Raw genomic sequence first — 19930 nt, forward strand, 5'->3', positions numbered from 1 at the left:
TCCTGCAACTCGAATTATTTAGGGTGGACAAGCCATCGTGTTTCTAACCAACCAGCAACTAAAGACGCCGATAAAGTGACAGATAGTCTGCCGCTGCTACTTGCCAACCAAAGTCCAACCCCATCGCATGGCGCTGAACATGCCGCCAGTGTTTTGGTCGGCTCCACAGCACAAAAGCACGGCGTATCGCCCGCACTAATGCCTGCGCATCGCATTCATCAAACACAAACCCCGAGGCGGTGCCATCAGCCAGATTTTCCAGCGCGCAATCCACCACGGTATCTGCCAACCCGCCCGTACGCCGGACCAGTGGCAAGGTGCCATATTTCAAACCATACAACTGTGTTAGCCCACAGGGCTCAAAACGGCTGGGTACCAGAATGACATCCGCACCAGCAATGATTCGGTGCGAGAATGCTTCGTGATAACCGATTTGCACCCCAACCTGGCCGGAATAGTCTGCCGCAGCCGCCAAAAACGCCTCTTGCAAAATGGCATCTCCCGCGCCCAAAACAGCCAGTTGCCCGCCTAATTTCAGTAAATCGGGCAGCGCCTCCAGCACTAAATCTAACCCTTTTTGCTCCGTCAATCGGCTGACGACAGAAAAGATGGGTTTCTTTTCAGTCACTTCCAGCCCCATAGTGGTTTGCAAATGAGCTTTATTCACCGCTTTCTTTTGCAGGTTTTCTGCATCATAGCGGGCATGGAGCAAAGCATCAGTTTGTGGGTCCCAAATATTGCTGTCCACGCCATTGAGGATCCCGGTCAATCGCCCCTGACTGGCTCGCTCTTGTAGCAACCCCTCCATGCCATAACCAAAAGCGGGTTGGGTAATCTCCTTAGCATAGGTCGGGCTGACCGTGGTGACATGGTCAGCAAAGAACAGCCCGGCTTTTAGATAGGAGATTTGGCCGTAGAACTCCAGCCCGTACATTTGGAAGAATGCGGCGGGCAGTTGTATTTCAGCCAAATGATGACCAGAAAACAACCCTTGATAAGCCAAATTATGGACGGTAAATACCGATCGCGCAGGGCGGCCACGGGCTGCCAGATAAGCACAGGCTAGCCCGGCATGCCAATCATGAGCATGTACCACCTCAGGACGCCAATAACCATCCAACCCACAAGCCAGTTCGCAAGCCATCCATCCCAGCAATGCAAAGCGACGATAGTTATCAGCATAAGCATGTAAAGATTGGTCGTGATATGGACTACCCGCACGGTCATAGAGACCCGGTGCATCAATCAGGTAAATACCAATTCCCTGATAATGGCCATAACGTAATGAAACACGGCCTGCAAAGGTATCAATTTCCCTGACCAAAACCGTGTCTGGAATACCTCGGCGCAAATCAGGGAAAGCCGGCAGCATCACCCGAACATCTGCCCCTTCAGCAATTTGGGCGGCAGGTAAAGCACCAACAACGTCAGCCAATCCCCCAGTTTTTAACAATGGGAATAGCTCGGAACATACGTGTAGAACCCGCATCATAACCTCTGATCTTTCCATCTGGTTTGTACTTAGTTCTAATCTAATAAACTAGAAATGAACCAAATGGGCGTTATTGTTGCAGTCAATTTGAATGCGGCCAGCGCGCAAAAACCGGAGCGTACACGTAGTACGTGAGGATTTTTAGCACTGCCCAAGTTCAAAGTGGCAAATAAAATAGCCCTATTTTTCTGCCAGCTTGGCCAACATTGCTCGCGTCACTAACACCACCCCCCCCTCCGAGCGGTAAAAACGCTTACTGTCTTCTTCGGCATTTTCCCCAATGACGGTTCCCTCGGGTATCTGGCAAGCGCGGTCAATAATACAGCGGCGCAATCGGCAGGAACGGCCAACACTGACTTCTGGCAGCAGTAATGTGGAATCAATAGTGCAAAACGAGTTCACCCGCACCCGTGGGAATAAGACCGAATGCACCACCACCGAACCGGACACAATACAACCACCGGAAACCAAGGAGTTCATGGTCATACCATGGCTGCCGGAGCGATCTTGCACAAACTTGGCGGGCGGCAGCGGTTCCATATGGGTGCGTATCGGCCAATCGCGGTCATACATATCCAGTTCTGGCGTAACCGATGCCAAATCGAGATTGGCTCGCCAATAAGCATCCAGCGTCCCGACATCACGCCAGTAAGGGGGCAATTCGGCATTCGAGGTCACACAAGAAAGGTCAAACGGATGCGCCCAAGCCACTTTTTGTTCCGTCAATTTCGGAATAATATCTTGGCCAAAATCATGGTTAGAGCCGGGGATATTCTGGTCGTCTTCTAATAATTTAAACAGATAATCAGCATTGAAAATGTAGATGCCCATACTGGCGAGCGCCATATCAGGACGGCCCGGCATAGCGGGCGGATTAGCGGGTTTTTCATAGAAAGCCGTTATCTGATAATCCTCGGCAACTTCCATAACACCAAATTCAGTGGCTTCTTTAATTGGTACCGGGATACACGCCACCGTGCATTGCGCCCCTTTTTCAGCGTGGTCGAGCAACATGCGGGAGTAGTCCATTTTGTAGATATGGTCACCCGCTAAAATGACGATGTATTCCGCTTTGTAGCGGCGGATAATATCTAAATTCTGGTAAACCGCATCGGCGGTGCCTTTGTACCACTGATCCGTGCTCAGGCGCTGTTGAGCGGGCAGTAAGTCCACGAACTCGTTCATTTCCTCATTGAGGAATGACCAACCGCGTTGAATATGCTGAACCAAACTATGGGATTGATATTGTGTTATCACACCAATACGCCGGATACCGGAATTCAGGCAGTTGGATAGCGCAAAATCAATAATGCGGAATTTACCACCAAAATGGACCGCGGGCTTTGCACGGGTCGCCGTTAAATCTTTCAGCCGTGAACCACGTCCCCCCGCCAAGATAAGTGCCACCGATTTATTCGGTAATAATCTGGCTAACATCAGCGGGTCTTTGCTCTCAAACTTAACCATTGAGACTCCTTAAACTTTCTGTGCGAGCACGCAAACGGCATGTGCAGACCCGTTCCATACGGTTAATAATTCCGTATGCTCTGACGGCTCAAAAGGAGGAACCACCACCCATTCCCCCACAGGTAAATGCATTTCACACTCTTGATCCGTGGCATTTATCACCACCAACCAGCGCTGAGATAACCGAATTTGCAGTTGTTTCTGGCCCCCCTGTTCCCAAGCCGAATTACGCAGCACTTGCCCCCTGCTATCCAGCCATTGCACATTGCCATCGTCGTCCTCCCACCATATGTCTTTAATCAGGGCAGGAATTTGCTGACGTAACTGAATCAGTGCAGCGGTAAACGCCGTTAATTCATGGTCAGCACTCCCCCAATCGAGCCAAGTGAGAATGTTGTTTTGACAATACGCATTGTTGTTGCCTTGCTGGCTATGACCATGTTCATCGCCAGCAAGCAGCATTGGCGTTCCCTGCGAAAGCAATAAAGTCGCCAGCAATGCCCGCTGGCAAGCTTTGCGCCGTTGCCAGATAGTGTCATCCGCGACCAAACCTTCACGACCAAAATTATTGCTAAGATTATTATCACTACCATCACGGTTCTCTTCCCCATTGATTTGATTGTGTTTTTGGTTAAAACACAGCAAATCCTGCAAGGTAAAACCATCATGGGCGGTAATTTGATTGATACTGGCGGAAGGCAAACGCTCCCGATGTCTGAATAAGTGGCTGGAAGCGGCAAAATGCTGGGCGAATTGCCCTAAAGGTAAATCACCGCGTAACCAGAAGCGGCGCATGGCATCACGATATTGGTCATTCCATTCGCTAAAACCGGTTGGGAAATTTCCCAACTGATAACCTCCCCAGCCGATATCCCAAGGTTCAGCAATCATCTTGCAAGCACTGAGCCGCTCATCAGCGGCGATCGCGGCAAAAATAGGCGCATGTTGATCAAAATCTGGCGTGCGCCCCAGCACGGTGCCCAAATCAAAACGGAAACCATCAATGTGGCAGCTATCAACCCAGTAATGCAGGCAGTCAAGCACCCACCGCATCACATAAGGCTGACTAAGGCGCAGCGCATTGCCGCAGCCAGTCATGTTGTCGTATTCGCCCTCGGGGGTCAGCCAGTAGTAACTGGCATTGTCGATACCGCGCTGGCACAACGTGGGGCCAAATACATCCAATTCAGCCGAATGGTTGAACACCACATCCAGAATCACTTCAATACCGGCTTTATGCAGTGTTTTAACCGCATCGCGCAGTTCTTGCAGTGGGGATATTCCATCACGACCAGAAACATACTCCGGATCAACTGCATAGGGTGCTAATACGTTATAGCCCCAGTAATTACTCAGCCCCATTTTCTGTAACCGTGGCTCATCAACATGAAATTGCACCGGCAACAGTTCCAAGGTGGTAATACCCAGTTTTTTCAAATAGTGGATCATGGCGGGATGAGCCAGACCGGCGTAAGTGCCGCGCAGGTCAACGGGAATATCTGGGTGTAATTGAGTTAAGCCGCGCACATGGGCTTCATAAATGACAGTATTGCCCCAAGGGATCGCCGGGGGATGGTCATCCTGCCAATCATATTTTTCGTGCACCACAATACACTTAGGCGCGGCGGCAGAACTGTCCTGAACATCGGGCTGATTCACCCCGCCATTTAAGCTGGGGTCATCACCCACTTTGCGGTCTAGCGCATGGGCGCAAGGGTCTATTAGTAGCTTATGCGGATTAAAACGGTGGCCTTGTTGCGGGGAGAATGGCCCACTGACGCGGTAACCATAGCGCTGCCCCGGCTTTCCTCCAGGAAGATAGCCATGCCAGATATCTCCACTGCGGGCCGGTAAAGCAATGCGAATTTCCTGATTATTATCATCAAACAAGCACAGTTCAACTCGCTCGGCATTAGCCGAAAACAGAGTGAAATTTATTCCGACACCATCAAAATGAGCGCCAGCCGGTGTCGGGGAGCCACTCGTCAACCTCGTCATCCTATCCCTCCCGCACCAGATAAATCGTCGACAGCGGCGGCAGAGTTAGCAGTAATGAATGGTGGTGATGATGGCTGCCTACATCATGGCTATGAATACCACTCTGATTACCCATATTGCTACCACGATAAAACTCAGAGTCAGAATTCAATACTTCGCGATAATGCCCGCTCTGTGGGACACCTACGCGGTAGTTATGGCGCGGAACTGGCGTGAAATTACTGATAACAATCAGTTCGTTGCCATCAGCATCACGGCGCAGGAAAGCAAATACCGAGTTTTCATGGTCATCCACCACCAACCATTCAAAACCGGCCGATTGGTAATCCAACTCATACAATGGTGTATATTGTTGATAACTATGGTTAAGATCGCGAACCCACCGCTGTACGCCCTTATGCCAGCCATTTTCATCATCCAACAGATGCCAGTCTAAGCTGGTATCGAAATTCCACTCGCGCCCTTGAGCGAACTCACACCCCATAAACAGCAATTTCTTGCCCGGATGCGCCCACATAAACCCATAATATGCCCGCAAGTTGGCAAATTTTTGCCATGCATCGCCGGGCATACGGTCGAGAACCGAACGCTTACCATGAACCACTTCATCGTGAGAAATCGGTAAAATGAAGTTCTCGGTATAGGCATATAACATACCGAAAGTCATGAGATTATGGTGGTATTTGCGGTGAATAGGGTCACATTGTAGGTAATTGAGCGTGTCATGCATCCAGCCCATATTCCACTTGTAATTAAAGCCCAGACCACCCGCATCAGGAGGTAATGTCACCCCTGGGAAGTCAGTCGACTCCTCGGCCATAGTGACGCCGCCGGGGCGCTCAACACCGATGGTGTGGTTGGTATAACGCAGGAAGGCAATCGCCTCCAGATTTTCGCGCCCGCCGTAATAATTGGGTACCCATTGTCCTTCGGCACGGCTGTAATCGCGGTAAATCATTGAAGCGACAGCATCAATACGCAATGCATCAATGCCAAAACGTTCCATCCAATAAAACGCGTTTCCCGCCAAATAGTTACGCACTTCATTGCGGCCATAGTTATAAATCAGGGTATTCCAATCCTGATGATAGCCTTCGCGCGGATCGGCATATTCATATAAGGCGGTGCCATCAAAGGTTGATAAACCATGCTCATCACTGGGGAAATGACCCGGAACCCAGTCAAGAATGACGTTGATTCCTGCATCATGGAATTTGGCGACGAAGTCTTTAAAATCCTGCGGCGTACCAAATCGGCGGGTCGGCGCATACAAACCTAATGGCTGATAGCCCCAACTGCCATCAAACGGGTGCTCATTAATGGGCAGTAATTCCACATGGGTAAATCCCATATATTTAACATATTCAACCAATTGCTCGGCCAATTCGCCGTAACTCAGCCAAAAGTTGTTTTCGGTATGACGTCGCCACGAACCGAGATGCACTTCATAGATAGAAACCGGTGAGCGCAAGTCATTGGCTTTTTGCCGTGCAGGCGTATTTTCCACCACCTCCGGCAATGGGCTAATCAATGAGGCGGTTTCTGGCCGCATCTGGGCTTTAAAGGCGTAAGGATCCGCTTTTAACCGCACCTGACCATGGCAATCTATTATCTCAAATTTATATAATTGCCCCGCTTGCACACCGGGCAGGAATAGCTCCCAAATACCATTTTCACGCCGCAGCCGCATAGGATGGCGGCGGCCATCCCAAAAGTTAAATTCACCGACCACAGAAACACGCTGGGCATTGGGTGCCCAAACAGCAAAGCTGACACCCGGCACCTTATCCAGACTCATCAAATGCGCCCCTAAGCGCTCATAAGGGCGTAAATGAGTGCCTTCAGCCAATAACCAAGCATCGATATCCTGCAATAAGGTACCGAATCGGTAGGGATCGTCGAGGATTTGTGTACTTTCTTGCCATGTAACCGCTAACTGATAACGGAAAGATTTTTTACGCAGAGGAATTTTGGCAATGAAGAAACCACGCGGATCTTCACTCTGAAGCTGAACAACATTACGCCCAGTGTCTGTTTCAACCAACCACACTTCTTTGGCATCCGGCAATAGCGCACAGACCTGTAATCCCCACTCAGTTTGGTGCATACCCAAAACGGCGAAAGGATCGGCATAATGGCCGGAAATAATCTGATTAATCACCTGACGGTCGGGAAGTACTGGCATATCTTCTTCCTATGATTAACATCATGATTTTATGCATAAATTTTAGATGCGCAGCTAAAATTCAGCATATTAATCATGCAATCCATTTCATGTATGAGGCATAGCCAAGGCCAATAAATAGACTTAATGCCTTAACCTGTATTTATGATTACATACTTAGCTATAGGACTTTTCGCACCCAAACTATAAGCATAGTCAATGAGCACTAAAAAAATTGGCTTATGATTAATGAAATTTTTTCTTACGCAAATAAGTGAAAAAAAAGGAGATTAAGCTGTGCAAGAAACACATATATGATGGAAATGCTTTTATTAGTCACACAAAGAAAATGTGATGCCCACCAGATAAAATGTGCAAAACAAGAAACTGACACGCTATTTGGCCTCATAGCGCTTTTTTGCTAAAAAAAGGGGCTGGTTAACTTCTCAATAGAGAAATCTGGATACAATAGCGGCATAAATAATTGTAGTCATTACAGTGGTCATCCAACATGGGCGTTAGCCAGGTCGAACTGATTTTTTCCCTTTTACAACAGATGTGCGTCTATCTGGTCATTGCCTATCTGTTGAGTAAAACACCGCTTTTTATCCCCTTAATGCAGGTTACCATTAGGTTGCCCCACAAACTGGTGTGCTACCTCACGTTTTCCATGTTTTGTATCATGGGAACCTATTTTGGTTTGCATATTGATGACTCCATCGCAAATACCCGCGCAATCGGTGCCGTTCTGGGAGGGGTTCTCGGGGGGCCATCAGTCGGGTTTCTGGTTGGGCTAACCGGCGGTTTACACCGCTATTCCATGGGGGGAATGACCGCTACCGCCTGTATGTTATCCACCGTAACAGAAGGGTTATTAGGCGGGCTACTCCACAGTTATCTGATCCGCAAAAATCGCCTTGATCTGCTTTTCCAACCCTTGGTTGTCGCCAGTATTACGTTGGTAGCCGAAGTTCTACAAATGCTGATTATCCTGGCAGTTGCTCGCCCATTCCATGAAGCCGTCGAGTTAGTTGAGAACATTGCCCTGCCAATGATGATAACCAACACTATTGGTGCCGCGATGTTTATGCGTATCTTATTGGATAGGCGGGCTATTTTTGAAAAATACACCACGGCATTCTCGGCTAAAGCTTTACAAATTGCCGCGCGAGCGGAGGGGTTATTACGCCATGGTTTTGACCAGCAAAACAGCATGCGAGTGGCGCGCATCTTGTATGAAGAACTGGGTGTGGGCGCAGTTGCCATTACTGACCGCGAGAAGCTATTAGCGTTTATTGGCACCGGTTCTGACCACCACCAAGTCGGCGGTGCCATTACTTCCGACCATACCCACCGGGCGATTGAATTGAATCAGGTCGTCTATGCCGACGGCAACGCCGTACCCTATACCTGCTCAATTTCCCCGACCTGTAAACTGGGTTCCACCTTGGTTATCCCGTTACGGGGCGAAGAACATCGGGTGGTGGGCAGCATCAAGCTATATGAGCCGAAAAGTAAGTTATTCTCCAGTATTAACCGCACATTGGGTGAAGGTATTGCTCACTTGCTGTCGGCTCAAATTCTGGCGGGTGAATTTGAACAGCAAAAGCAAATGCTGGCGCAATCCGAAATCAAACTGCTGCACGCCCAGGTCAACCCTCATTTCCTATTTAATGCGCTCAATACGCTGTCGGTGGTGATCCGCCGCAACCCCGACCATGCCCGTAAACTGGTGCTTTCGCTGTCGACATTTTTCCGCAAAAACCTTAAGCGCAGCCACGATGTGGTCACACTGAGTGATGAAATAGAACACGTGAATGCGTATTTGGAAATCGAAAAAGCGCGTTTTGCTGACCGTTTGAGTGTCGAGATTTCATTACCGGATGAGTTGATGGATGCGCGTTTGCCCGCATTTTCCCTGCAACCCGTGGTTGAGAATGCCATCAAGCACGGCATCTCGCAGATGTTCAGCAATGGGCGCATCACCCTGCGCGGCAAGCTGGATGACCATGTTCTGGTGCTGGAAGTCGAGGATAACGCCGGATTGTATCAACCACGGCCCAATGGCGATGGGCTGGGTATGAATCTGGTCGACCGGCGGATTAAAGTACGTTATGGCAACGAATATGGCGTGACAGTAATAAGCGAGGTGGAGAAATTCACCCGTATTATCATTAAGCTGCCATTTATCACCGCAAGTGAGAGCTAACCCGCGGGTAGAGTTCTGTGCGCGATGAGTTTTACCCTATTAAGCACCGCGGTTGGGCGTTCATGTAGCAAATGAATAGAAACAAAAAAGCCCTGATTTTAAATTCAGGGCTTTAGTCTTATGTGCGGATAAACAGTTACAGCAGAATTCGCAGCATACGGCGCAGTGGCTCTGCCGCGCCCCATAGCAGCTGGTCACCGACGGTAAAGGCGGAGAGATATTCCGGCCCCATATTCAGTTTACGCAGACGACCCACCGGCGTGTTCAATGTGCCGGTCACTGCCGCTGGGGTGAGTTCGCGCATGCTCAGCTCGCGGTCATTCGGGATAACACGAACCCAGTCATTATGAGTTGCCAGCAATTGCTCGATTTCGGGTAGCGGTACGTCTTTTTTCAGCTTCAGTGTGAAAGCCTGACTATGGCAGCGCAGTGCGCCAATACGAACACACAGACCATCAACCGGGATAACACTGCCAGTATTCAAAATTTTATTGGTTTCGGCCTGGCCTTTCCACTCTTCACGACTCTGGCCGTTATCCAGCGCTTTGTCGATCCATGGAATCAAACTGCCCGCCAATGGCACGCCAAAGTTATCGGTCGGCAATTTGCCACTGCGAGTGGCCGCAGTCACTTTACGTTCGATATCCAGAATGGCCGAGGCCGGATCTTGCAGCTCTTTTGCTACATCGGCGTGCAACATGCCCATTTGGGTCAGTAATTCGCGCATATGGCGCGCGCCACCACCGGATGCGGCCTGATAAGTGGCAACAGATGCCCACTCAACCAAATCATTCGCAAACAAACCGCCCAATGACATCAGCATTAGGCTGACGGTACAGTTACCACCCGCAAAGGTTTTGATACCTTTATCCAGCCCTTGCTGAATAACACCGTGGTTTACCGGGTCCAGAATGATAATCGCGTCATCTTGCATACGCAAAGAAGAAGCGGCATCAATCCAATAACCTTGCCAACCAGCTTTACGCAGCTTTGGATAAACTTCGTTGGTATAATCTCCCCCTTGGCAAGTGATGATAATATCCAATGCACTCAGCGCATCAATATCATAAGCATCTTGCAGCGTACCTTGCTGGCCGGTGAAAGACGGGGCAGCTTGGCCGTGTTGAGAGGTAGAGAAAAAGACCGGGCGGATCTCGTCAAAGTCGCGTTCTTCAATCATGCGCTGCATGAGTACTGAGCCGACCATACCGCGCCAGCCGATAAAACCAACGTTTTTCATGTTTACTGTCCTGCCTTGGAAAGTGACACTGATTAATGGATGTCTGTCTCGCATCACTGCTGGTGTATACGGCAAACTGACGATGACAAACCTGATACCACCTTACGAAATATGAACAAAGTGGCAAGTTAAATTATTCGATACCAGAATGATTCAAAGCAATCTTCCTAATATGTGACTTTGACTGGCGCGAAACGCCAGTTGTTTTGATTAATTTGAGGTAATAATGACAGAGATGATTGCGGCAACCGTGCTGCTGTTTTTGATTATGGATCCGCTGGGGAATTTGCCGATTTTTATGTCGGTGCTTAAACATCTGGAACCTAAACGGCGGCGCATAGTATTGATTCGCGAATTGCTGATCGCGCTCATATTGATGCTGATTTTTCTGTTCGCAGGCGAGAAGATTCTGGCATTCTTGAATCTGCGCACTGAAACGGTCTCAATATCCGGCGGTATCATTTTGTTTTTAATCGCCATTAAGATGATTTTCCCCTCTCCAGAAAGCAATGTTACCGGGCTATCGGCAGGGGAAGAGCCCTTCCTGGTTCCACTGGCAATTCCCTTAGTGGCAGGCCCGTCTATTCTGGCGACCCTGATGCTGCTCTCCCATCAATATCCTAATCAGCTCAGCCATTTGGTGCTGGCGTTGATGATTGCCTGGGGTTTATCGGCGGCCATTTTACTGATGTCGAATCTGTTCCTGCGCTTGTTGGGCAATAAAGGTGTCAGTGCTCTGGAACGGCTGATGGGGTTAATTTTGGTCATGTTATCAACACAGATGTTTTTGGATGGCGTGCGGGCATACCTGACTAAATAAGTTTGTCTGCCAATTGATGGCAAAATTTTTGATAGCTCAGTGAGTGAAGGATTTACCGTACCTAGGGGCGCTCCGGTGGCTGACGCGCTAGTACTTTAAATCAGTAGAGCCCCCAACGGCACGATTATCCTTCATTCAACTTTGTCAGCAATTTGCACCACTCGCCGATTAAGCTTGGCTTTCTAGCGCTAGCACACAGCGCTGCACAACTTCATCAATATCCGCATCAATATCCACACAGATAACATCCGGCTCTTCTGCCCCCGGTTCTTCCAATGCTTCAAATTGACTTTTTAATAAATCAGTGGGCATAAAATGACCTGATCGGGCTTTTAACCGCCCCATAATCACCTCAAAACTGCCTTTCAGATATAGAAATACCATTTCCGGATTACCTGCCCGCAGCCGATCGCGATAGCGGCGTTTCAGTGCTGAACAGACAATAATGCCGGTTTCATTTTTATGATTCAGGCTGTAGGCCGCATCACTCAGCCGCTCCAACCACGGCATGCGATCTTCATCATTAAGAGGGTGTCCGCTGCCCATTTTCTGAATATTGGCACGAGGGTGCAGGTCATCACCGTCAATAAATTTGGCATGAATTCGCCGTGCCACTGCCTCTCCCACAGTGGTTTTACCGCTACCTGATACACCCATCACGATAATGCTACGTCCAGCCATAATGTTGATCTCTATCTCAGAATAGGAATTTTACTGCTCGCTATGGTTCCGTATTTTATCATGTTACCGGTATCATGATACCGGTAACAAATGGAGATGTGACTTTTATCACAAAGGATAGAACATCATAACTGAACTCAATCGCGCAATCACGCTGGCCCTAGCGGCCTGTAACCATAACAAAAAGCGATACATATACTCTAAATAATTCAAGTTGCTGGAAGGCGGCAAGTGAGAGACAAATCGGTCGGGAACCGATTTGAACAGCATTTATGCTAGCCCGCAGGGTGAGCCTCAAGGATGAGGCTCATTAATCCCAATGAGCTTACGGTGTTGTAAGTGATGCGGGTGACAAATCTGCTAAGGAGCAGATTTGAACGCTACTTGCAGCGGCCTCACAGAAGCGAGGCCCATGGACGGGCCGAGTAACGAATGTAGCCAACGCACATGCAGCTTGAAGTATGACGAGCATACCCAAAGTAAGTGGAGAAATACTATGCCATTAGTCATTGTCGCGGTTGGCGTTGCCATGCTGCTGTTACTAATGATCCGTTTCAAGCTCAACGGATTTATCTCACTGATACTGGTCGCGCTAGCGGTGGGTGTCATGCAAGGGATGCCGGTCGACAAAGTTGTCGGCTCAATCAAAGCAGGGGTCGGCGGAACACTGGGTAGCCTGGCGCTCATTATGGGCTTCGGTGCTATGCTCGGTAAATTACTGGCGGACTGCGGTGGCGCTCAACGAATCGCTACAACCTTAATTGATAAATTTGGTAAAAAGCACATTCAATGGGCGGTAGTGCTGACCGGTTTCACCGTCGGTTTTGCTCTGTTCTATGAAGTCGGCTTCGTGCTGTTGTTACCGTTGGTATTCAGTATCGCGGCATCAGCTCGTATCCCCTTGTTATATGTGGGTGTCCCGATGGCCGCAGCGCTGTCAGTGACTCACGGCTTCTTGCCCCCGCACCCCGGCCCAACCGCCATTGCTACCATCTTCCATGCCGATATGGGTAAGACCCTGTTATATGGGACGTTACTGGCCATTCCAACAGTAATTTTGGCTGGCCCGGTATTTGCGCGGTTCCTGAAAGGGATTGATAAACCGGTGCCAGAAGGGCTGTATAACCCGAAAACCTTTACTGACGAAGAGATGCCAAGTTTTGGTGTCAGTGTCAGCACAGCGTTGGTGCCGGTTATTTTGATGGCATTGCGGGCGGTGGCAGAGATGATTTTGCCCAAAGGCCACCCAGTGCTCTCTTATGCTGAGTTCTTGGGTGACCCGGTAATCGCCACACTGATCGCCGTGTTAATCGCGATTTTCACCTTTGGTTTAAACCGTGGCCGCTCAATGGAATCCGTGATGGACACCGTGACCGATTCCATCAAAATCATTGCAATGATGCTGTTGGTTATTGGCGGTGGCGGCGCTTTCAAACAGGTTTTAGTCGACAGCGGCGTTGACCACTATATTGCCAGTATGATGAACAGCAGCGGGCTATCACCAATTCTAATGGCATGGTCAATTGCAGCCGTGCTGCGTATTGCACTGGGTTCGGCGACTGTGGCCGCCATCACGGCTGGGGGGATTGTAGCGCCACTCATTGCCACCACTGGGGCCAGTCCTGAATTGATGGTGATTGCAGTGGGTTCGGGCAGTGTGATTTTCTCTCACGTCAACGACCCGGGCTTCTGGCTGTTTAAAGAATATTTCAACCTGACAATCGTCGAAACTTTCAAATCATGGTCAGTACTGGAAACCATTATATCGGTCTGCGGATTGGTTGGCTGCTTGTTATTGGCAATGGTGATATAACAATTACACAGCAGTAACAATGAGTTAAATACTGCCGCCGGGGAGGATGGTGAAGCCCACATCAACCATTTTGGGTGTGACCGCCTCTCCGCGTAGCCGGGCCAGCAAGCGCTCGGCACCAATTTGCCCCATTCTTTCGCGTGGGGTCAGCACACTGGCCAGTTTCGGCACCATCGACTGGCCAATATCATGGCCGTGGAACCCGGCTATCGCCATATCATCTGGAATAACAAGACCTTGGCGCTGACACTCAAATACTGCGCCAATAGCCAAATCATCATTGGTACAGAAAATACTGTCGATCTGCGGATAATTCACCTGAGCTTCGCGTAATAGTTCCGCACCAGCAGAATATGATGAGGAACGGCTGGTCATCACACTCATCGGTTCCAAACCTGACTCACGCATCGCCTGCTCATAACCTTGCTGCTTAATCACCGTCCGCTCATCCTGACGCGCGCCAAAATACACCACGTAACGGTGACCTTTGGCGATAATCTGCTGGGTCATTTGTCTTGCCGCTTCAAAGTTATTAAAACCCACGGCCAAATCAATGCATGGCGATGAACAATCCATTAGCTCAATAACAGGAATGCCCGCGACCTCAATCATTTTCAGTGTCCGCGCCGTATGATGCCGCTCGGAGAGGATCAACCCATCAATATTGTAGGACAGCAGAGAGGTCAGCCGCTGCTCTTCACGTTCTTTCTGATAGCCATAATGTGCCAGCATGGTTTGATAGCCATGGGCATCCGTCACACTTTCAATCCCCCGCAGCACTTCGGCAAAAACCTGATTGGTTAATGATGGCAGTAAGACACCAATAGCATGACTGGTGGAATTAGACAGGATATCGGGAGCACGATTAGGGATATAGCCAAGTTCGTCTAGCGCCAGTGCAATTTTTTCCTGCAACATCGCAGAAACTTGCTCCGGATTGCGCAAATAACGGCTGACAGTCATTTTAGTGACCCCAACCATATCGGCAACATCTTGTAGCACTGGCCTTTTTTTCTTCATTATCAATGAACTGAGGCAGAGTAAACGGGGAGCTATTCTAGCAAAGAAAAGGGTATGACGCGATGCGCATACCCTTTTTTACATATCCCCGTCAAACTTCAAGCTACATGTGCGTTGGCTGCTTTTACTCACTCGAATTATTTAGGGTATAGAATCATCAAACTTAAACTGGCGGTAAATCAAATAGCAAAATTTCACTGTCTTCGTCAGCATGAATAGAAAGTGCAGCTTCATCCCTGATAGCAAATGCATCGCTGGTACCCGCACGGTGGCCGTTGATAGACACCTTACCGCGCACAACCTGTATCCAGATGCGCCGCTCTGCCTGGATTTGATAAATTGACTGCTCTTCACGTTTCAATGCCCAGCGCCATAGCGTCATGTCTTGGAACACTTTCAGCGAACCATCACGAGCATCCGGTGATAAGACTAGTTGCCGCCCTTGTGGAATGTCGAACATTTGTTGTTCATAGCGTGGCTGCAAACCGGTCTTATTCGGGATAATCCAAATCTGATACAAATGTAGCGGCTGATCATCACGACCATTATATTCTGAATGACGGATACCCGTACCAGCACTCATGATCTGAAACTCACCCGCATGAATTTGTTCTTTGTTACCCATACTGTCCTGGTGCTCGACAGTACCAGACAGTACATAAGTCAGGATTTCCATATCCTTATGTGGATGGGTGCCAAATCCCTGACCGGCGTCGATAACATCTTCGTTAATCACGCGTAGTGCTGAAAAACCCATAAATTCTGGATCATAATAATCGGCGAATGAGAAAGTATGCCAACTGTCCAGCCAACCGTGATTAGCATGGCCACGTTCTTCTGCTTTGCGTAAATAAATCATGTTCAGTTCTCCTCAACGTTTTCTTTAGTCTAGAGGTCACTGAAGAATATGAAAGCGCAAAAAACTCACTCCTCTGTTCAAAAAATTCGACTGATTAATATGTTAAAAGACAAATACTTTGAATTTGAAGCAATTAGAGAGCAAGCGCATAGCCATCTCTGAAATCTGGGCCTTTTAGCCAAGAATTAGCGAAGATCGATGAGGAAAAACAGGCAAAAAAAAGCCAGCACCCGGCTGGCTAAGTAAACACTGGAAGCAATGTGAGCAATGTCGTGCCTTCGTAATGTGAACACCTAAACTTTGGTGGTCTCACCTGAAAGCACGACAATGATAATCATTATCACTCTCACTTGTAAAGTGTTTTTTTTAGCCGCTGCTAATATTATTGACTCAATTAAAGAAATAGTTATTTTATTAGGTAATTCAAACAGTAAGAGTAGGGATATGTTTATGAAAAATGTGCTGATACGCCATGTGGAATCTACTGATTATCCGGCCTTACATCAGCTATTTTCTCATCCACAGGTTTATCGTGACACATTACAGCTTCCCCTACCGTCTCAAGATATGTGGGCGAAAAAAATCAGAGAGACACCCGCTGGGATGCATAATCTGGTGGCATGCATTGATGACAAAATTGTTGGTCAGCTGACTGTTGAAGCAAATCAACGAGCGCGCCGCCGTCATGTAGCTACTTTCGGTATTGCTATTGATGCTGCCTTTTGCAGGCAAGGTGTGGGTAGCATGCTAATGGCGGCCATGATCGACCTATGTGATAACTGGCTGAATATAAAAAGAATTGAATTAACTGTGTTTGTCGATAACTTGGCAGCCATTGCTCTTTACCAGAAATTTGGTTTTGAAATTGAAGGCACCAGCCCCTGTTTTGCTTTCCGCGATGGGCAGTTTGTTGATGTACATCATATGGGACGAATCAAGCAGTCAAACTAACCTTCAGGGGATAAGATATATGCCCTATCCCCTGCGGTGACTGTTTGTCAGTGGACAACATGCAAGAGCAATAAATACGCCTGCAATTTAAAAGATGATAAATATTACTAAATACCCGCAGTTTCTTGGATATAACGGCGGGCTTTCACCGCATATTCAAATGGATTAGCAATCGCCGGATCTTGCTCTGCCTCCACCACCATCCACCCTCGATAGCCTTTTTCATCCAGTAATTTAAACACCGGTCGGAAATCGATGACACCATCACCGGGTACTGTAAAAGTACCTTTTTTCACACCATCAAGGAAACTGAGTTTTTTCGCTTTAACTTCTGCAACCACCTCGTCACGAACATCTTTCAAATGAACATGATTAATACGCGGTAAGTATTTTTCTAAAATAGCTAACATCGCTGCCTGGTTACCTTCGGAATAATAGGCATGACCAGTATCAAATAGCAGATAAACATCGTCGTTAACCATACTCATATAACGATCAATTTCTTCACTAGTTTGAATACCGGTTCCCATATGATGATGTAAGCATACTTGCATCCCTTTCGTTGCAGCAATTTTAGCTAACTCGTTATAACCATCCGCAACACGTTGCCACTCAATATCAGTAAAATAAGGTTTTTCTTCGAAGACAGCTTTTGTCGTCCCTTGAATACTTTTGCTTTGTTCTGAACAACCAATGACTTTTGCTCCCATTGCATGGAGAAAATTCATATGATTAGTGAATTCATCAATGGTTTTGGCGTGTTGATCATCGGCAAAGAAAGTACTGAACCAAGCATTACAAATCTGTATGCCACGTATTTCAAGCATAGGTTTCAATACGTTAGGATCTCGTGGATATTTACTACCAACTTCACTACCGGTAAATCCAGCCAGCGCCATTTCACTGATACATTGTTGGAAAGTATTTTCTTTGCCTAAATCTGGCATATCGTCATTCGTCCAGCCAATAGGAGCGATTGCCAACTTCACACGATCTTTATTCATAATAAACCTCGGTGACATATCTCACTTATTCAGATGAATGCAATTAAAAGGTGATTAATTACCCATCCTGCAAAGCCAAAAATAGTCTTTATTTATGTTTTAAATGGTACTTAATACCCAGATGGCTATAGGGTTTTATTTACCTAACAATTCGCGCTCAATACGTTCGCGAGTAGCAACAGCCTGATGCACTATTTTTTCCGGGTAACCAAAAAGAGAAGTCGCAATAATTGATTCACCACCAACTTTAAAAGTGCGGTTGGCGAAATCCATATCACGTAATGTCTGGAACAATGCGGAGAAATCAACTTCGCCTTCACCAATACCTACATGTTGATGAATAACAGCATCAACCCCTGGCGGATTCACAATATAACGGCAGTGTTTGGTGTGATTCATGGTATCGGCAATTAATACATGAGAAAGATCATCACCGGCATATTTAAGCATACTGGTGACATCCCCTTTGCCTTTATCATAGAAAAAGGTGTGGGGGACGCTATAAAGGTATTTCACGTTATCGCTGCGTAGTGATTTCACTAAATCTGCGGTTTCATTGTTTTCTTCGCAGAAATCCCATGGATGAGATTGGATCTCTACTCGAATACCCTCGCGCTCAATAATTGGTAATAGATCTTCCATTGAGCGATACCACATCTCTTCACAAATTTCGGGCTCATTTGGGTCGCCAGAAAGTTCAGTGTTAATGATGGAAACCCCCATTTCGACGGCAATTTCAATCATTCTCTTCCAGTTGGTCACTGCTGCTTGTCGCCGTGCTTCAAGTGGCCCGGCCCAGCGATATACCACGATGAAAGATGATATTTCGACCCCGGTTTCTTTTAGCGCTCTTTTATATTCAGCAACAACTTCACGACCCGCTTTGGGGTGCTTATAAAACGGGTTCAGCTGTGGATGTGGTGACTGCTCAATATAGTTATATCCCCACTCCGCCACTTGGCGAACCATATTCGTGATACCCAGGTCTTTAATGACATCAACATCAAATGCAATCTTCATAGCACTCCCGGTTTCACGTGAGATATATACAAGTTTGAGATAGGCTGGCTCTGTAACAAAAAATATAGCTACGCAGCAGCTTGTCGACTAATACACAGACAGCAGATATTGATATTACTTGTTATAAAAATCGGGCCGTTGCGGTAAGTTTATTGGAACAATCTCACCATTATCCTGCGCAGCAATACAGGCATCTGCAGTGACTGCAGCCGCAAAACCATCCCAAGCCGAAGGCCCCGTGAGTTTTTCAGCCAGAACATCGTTGATAAAGGCTTGCAACTCGACATCATAAGCATCGATAAAACGATCTTTCCAATCGGTGAGGATTTCATGTGATAGTCGAGCTTCACTACGCAGCAATACTGAAGATGGCTCAGGTAATTTCGCAATACCACTATCACCGACCACTTCGCATTGAATATCATAGCCATACTGGCAGTTCACAAAGATTTCAACATCAATACGCGTCCCTTTTGCCGTTTCAAATAGCACGACTTGAGGGTCCCTCAGATGCGTTTTGGCATGTTTGGCTTTTCGCGGGAAAACAACTTGGACGGAGACATAATCATCATCTAACAACCAGCGTAATACATCAATTTCATGAATTAAGGTATCTGTGATGGCCATATTTGTAGTGTAGTTATCGCCGACTCTTGGGTTGCGATGAGCGCAATGTAGCATTAATGGCTCGCCAATTTTCCCGCTGGTAATAACATCTTTTAGCGCGCGATAGCCTTGGTCATAAGGCCGCATAAACCCGACTTGAACCAAGCGCTTACCTTGCGCTGCTTCAGCTTCAACAATCCGCTTGCAGCCTTCAGCGGTCACAGCCAATGGTTTCTCACAGAATACATATTTACCCGCCGCAACAGCCGCCAATACGAACTCTTCGTGACTTGGCCCCCAAGAGGTCACCAACACCGCATCCACTTCTTTTGCATTAATCACTTCGTGGCCATCAGCGTATATATTCGCCTCAATACCCAGGTCACGAATAACTTTGGTGGCATGCTCGCGATTAATATCAGTCACAGCAACAATACGGCTACCCTGCAAAACTTTACTACAACGGCGAATATGATCCTGACCGATAGCACCCGTTCCAATCACACCAATATTTAACGACATATAATTTCCCTCATGAAGTTTTGGTTTGCAGGTGATACCTGCTCGTTTTACGACTTCACATTCA

At 47.7% G+C, this 19930-nt stretch carries 15 protein-coding genes; 4 read left to right on the plus strand and 11 right to left on the minus strand.

Annotation, left to right across the window (positions count from 1 at the left end):
* Positions 1–58 precede the first annotated feature (58 nt).
* The 4 genes from glgA to glgB all read right to left on the minus strand — a co-directional run bounded on the left by glgA (position 59) and on the right by glgB (position 7142).
* On the minus strand, positions 59–1489 hold the full coding sequence (gene glgA, locus DX162_RS05940) for a glycogen synthase GlgA (protein ID WP_032821275.1): 1431 nt from the start codon (positions 1487–1489) through the stop codon (positions 59–61).
* 183 nt (positions 1490–1672) lie between these two features.
* On the minus strand, positions 1673–2959 hold the full coding sequence (gene glgC / locus DX162_RS05950) for a glucose-1-phosphate adenylyltransferase (protein WP_115155842.1): 1287 nt from the start codon (positions 2957–2959) through the stop codon (positions 1673–1675).
* Between the two features lie 9 nt (positions 2960–2968).
* Positions 2969–4957, minus strand: coding sequence for a glycogen debranching protein GlgX (gene glgX / locus DX162_RS05955; RefSeq protein WP_032821273.1), 1989 nt, complete (start codon positions 4955–4957; stop codon positions 2969–2971).
* A 1-nt stretch (position 4958) separates the two neighbouring features.
* Positions 4959–7142: a 1,4-alpha-glucan branching protein GlgB gene (gene glgB / locus DX162_RS05960; RefSeq protein ID WP_004393551.1), complete on the minus strand. Its 2184-nt coding sequence runs from the start codon at positions 7140–7142 to the stop codon at positions 4959–4961.
* A 490-nt stretch (positions 7143–7632) separates the two neighbouring features.
* Between glgB and DX162_RS05965 the strand changes: the two genes are divergently transcribed.
* Positions 7633–9330 (plus strand): sensor histidine kinase, encoded by a 1698-nt coding sequence (locus DX162_RS05965; protein ID WP_004393550.1) that lies wholly within the window; start codon positions 7633–7635, stop codon positions 9328–9330.
* 136 nt (positions 9331–9466) lie between these two features.
* Here the strand turns inward: DX162_RS05965 and asd are convergent, their stop codons facing one another.
* Positions 9467–10570 (minus strand): aspartate-semialdehyde dehydrogenase, encoded by a 1104-nt coding sequence (gene asd / locus DX162_RS05970; RefSeq protein ID WP_004393549.1) that lies wholly within the window; start codon positions 10568–10570, stop codon positions 9467–9469.
* 226 nt (positions 10571–10796) lie between these two features.
* Here asd and DX162_RS05975 point away from each other — a divergent pair, with 226 nt between their 5' ends.
* A complete protein-coding gene (locus DX162_RS05975) occupies positions 10797–11390 on the plus strand; it encodes a YhgN family NAAT transporter (protein ID WP_032821272.1) in 594 nt (197 codons plus the stop codon).
* A 168-nt stretch (positions 11391–11558) separates the two neighbouring features.
* On the opposite strand, the gene DX162_RS05980 is transcribed toward DX162_RS05975, so the two are convergent.
* Positions 11559–12071, minus strand: coding sequence for a gluconokinase (locus DX162_RS05980; protein ID WP_004393547.1), 513 nt, complete (start codon positions 12069–12071; stop codon positions 11559–11561).
* Positions 12072–12567: 496 nt separating this feature from the next.
* Between DX162_RS05980 and gntT the strand changes: the two genes are divergently transcribed.
* A complete protein-coding gene (gene gntT / locus DX162_RS05985) occupies positions 12568–13884 on the plus strand; it encodes a gluconate transporter (RefSeq protein WP_004388965.1) in 1317 nt (438 codons plus the stop codon).
* A gap of 24 nt (positions 13885–13908) precedes the next feature.
* On the opposite strand, the gene gntR is transcribed toward gntT, so the two are convergent.
* Both gntR and DX162_RS05995 read right to left on the minus strand, forming a co-directional pair.
* A complete protein-coding gene (gene gntR / locus DX162_RS05990) occupies positions 13909–14904 on the minus strand; it encodes a gluconate operon transcriptional repressor GntR (protein ID WP_004388964.1) in 996 nt (331 codons plus the stop codon).
* Positions 14905–15067: 163 nt separating this feature from the next.
* Positions 15068–15763: a pirin family protein gene (locus DX162_RS05995; protein ID WP_004388963.1), complete on the minus strand. Its 696-nt coding sequence runs from the start codon at positions 15761–15763 to the stop codon at positions 15068–15070.
* Positions 15764–16213: 450 nt separating this feature from the next.
* On the opposite strand from DX162_RS05995, the gene DX162_RS06000 reads away from it, so the two are divergent.
* On the plus strand, positions 16214–16714 hold the full coding sequence (locus tag DX162_RS06000) for a GNAT family N-acetyltransferase (RefSeq protein ID WP_032819119.1): 501 nt from the start codon (positions 16214–16216) through the stop codon (positions 16712–16714).
* Positions 16715–16821: 107 nt separating this feature from the next.
* On the opposite strand, the gene iolE is transcribed toward DX162_RS06000, so the two are convergent.
* From iolE to iolG, 3 genes are all read right to left on the minus strand, one after another.
* Complete coding sequence (gene iolE, locus DX162_RS06005) at positions 16822–17718, minus strand: myo-inosose-2 dehydratase (protein WP_004388961.1); 897 nt, start codon at positions 17716–17718, stop codon at positions 16822–16824.
* Positions 17719–17853: 135 nt separating this feature from the next.
* Positions 17854–18738, minus strand: a complete 885-nt coding sequence (locus DX162_RS06010; protein ID WP_004388960.1) for a sugar phosphate isomerase/epimerase family protein — start codon at positions 18736–18738, stop codon at positions 17854–17856.
* Between the two features lie 114 nt (positions 18739–18852).
* Complete coding sequence (iolG, locus tag DX162_RS06015) at positions 18853–19866, minus strand: bifunctional inositol 2-dehydrogenase/D-chiro-inositol 1-dehydrogenase (RefSeq protein ID WP_004388959.1); 1014 nt, start codon at positions 19864–19866, stop codon at positions 18853–18855.
* Positions 19867–19930: the final 64 nt, after the last annotated feature.

It is taken from the genome of Yersinia kristensenii (assembly GCF_900460525.1).
Taxonomy (GTDB): Bacteria; Pseudomonadota; Gammaproteobacteria; order Enterobacterales; family Enterobacteriaceae; genus Yersinia; species Yersinia kristensenii.